Here is a 1,862-nt window from a genome sequence, read left to right on the forward strand (position 1 = left end):
AGACAACGCGAACGAGGCCGATCTGATGGCCGACCAGAAAGAACTGGCCGAACATCTGATGCTGCTTGATCTGGGACGCAACGACACCGGCAAGGTCAGCAAAATCGGCACGGTGCGCCCGACCGAGCAATTCATCGTCGAACGCTACAGCCATGTCATGCACATCGTCTCCAATGTGGTGGGTGAATTGGCTGATGATCAGGACGCCCTCAGCGCATTCTTTGCAGGCATGCCTGCCGGCACCGTATCAGGCGCGCCCAAGGTCCGCGCGATGGAGATCATTGACGAATTGGAGCCCGAAAAACGCGGCGTCTATGGCGGTGGGTGCGGATACTTCAGCGCCAATGGCGATATGGATATGTGCATCGCGCTGCGCACCGCCGTTTTGAAAGACGAAAAGCTGTATATTCAGGCCGGCGGTGGTGTGGTCTACGACAGCGACCCCGAGGCGGAATATCAGGAAACCGTACATAAATCGAACGCCATCCGCAAAGCTGCCGCAGATGCCACGATGTTCCGCGGCAGCGGTAACTAGCGCATTAACGGCTTTGAAGTCCGGCGTTTGCCCTTATTCGCCTTTTGAAAGTAGTATCGCCGAGACAGGCACAATCGCAAGTGTCGACTGGTCAAGCTGATCCGCCCACTCGCGTAGCGCTGCGAGTGTGTCCGGCGTCATCCGCCCCATGATTACAACGTCACCGGTCTGGCGCGCACGGAACGCGGCCTGATCCAGCGCGCGCGCAATTGCGCCGCTGTCTTCGTTCTCGCCATCGAGGTCGCGCAGGATCGTCGCGGCAGGCACACCGGCCTGTTCCGCCGCGCGCGTCGCGTCGCTCAGCCCGCGCTGGATGGTGACAAAACCAAGGCCGTCAGCCGCCAATATCTGCATCACCTGCGCAGTGACGGAGCGGTCCTGGATCGCGCCTGCGCCCAATGAAAACAGCATCGCGGATTCGGGCAAGAGCTGGAACGCCGCCTCGAAGGCCACTTCCACATCCGCAGGGCGCGCACCCGAGGGAAGATCAGCCTGAAGTGCCACCTCAAGCCCCGCCGCGCGATAGGCCGCCATCTTCTCGACTGCCCCGTCGGCGAGCGCATTAATCGCAACCGTCGGCGCAAAACCCAGCGCCGCGAGTGCAGGAGCCGCGTCCGCCATCGCATCGGTATCGACCAGCACAACGGCGATCTTTGGCAGGCCTTCTGTCGCTTCAAAAGGTGCCGCAAAGCGCAACAGGGCGGGGGCATCATCTGGCAGTACGTCAGCCTCGGCGGGCGTCGGTGCGACGGTCTCGGTCTCTTCCGGCTCTGCCCCCGGACGGTTGATCCGCACCCCGCCTGATGTTTGTGGCAAGGCTTGTGCCACAATCACCGGCTGGTCTGACGCAATGGGTGCTTGCTCTGGCACCGTCGCTTCGTCCTCTGGGGCAGTGGTTTCTTGCTCGGGCGCAGGTGTTTCTTCCGGCGTCACCATGACAGTCTCGGTTGCGACAGGAGCCTGCGCAGTCTCAACTGCAGCTTCGCTGACAGGCTCATCCGCTGCGGTAACTTCCAACGGCGTGTCCTGCGGAACCTCAGCAACCGCGGTTTGCGGAGTGTCCTGCGGTGCCGGTGCCGCATCTTGCGGCTCAGGCGCGGGCTCTGTCGCTAGCGCGGTCTCTGTGGTTTCAGCATCCGCAGCAACCGCTTCGGTTTGATCCTCAACAACAATCACAGGCGGCGCAACGGCGGCTGGTGTGTCATCCTGTCCAGGTGTCACAAGTGGTGTGCTTTCGGACGTTTCAACTGCATCATCTGCCAAAACAGGCGCGGATGTCGTTGTCGTCGCTTGCGGCGCGGGCTCTTCCACGGTCTCGACGACGGGC

The 1,862-nt window shown here is 61.9% G+C and carries 2 protein-coding genes; one reads left to right on the forward strand and one right to left on the reverse strand.

The window, feature by feature from the left end:
• The coding region (locus VGP75_RS06840) for an anthranilate synthase component I family protein (RefSeq protein WP_327542941.1) at positions 1–535 on the forward strand (535 nt) is incomplete at its 5' end.
• A 33-nt stretch (positions 536–568) separates the two neighbouring features.
• On the opposite strand, the gene VGP75_RS06845 is transcribed toward VGP75_RS06840, so the two are convergent.
• The coding region (locus VGP75_RS06845) for a divergent polysaccharide deacetylase family protein (protein WP_327542942.1) at positions 569–1,862 on the reverse strand (1,294 nt) is incomplete at its 5' end.

This window comes from Yoonia sp. (assembly GCF_036007805.1).
GTDB lineage: Bacteria > Pseudomonadota > Alphaproteobacteria > Rhodobacterales > Rhodobacteraceae > Yoonia.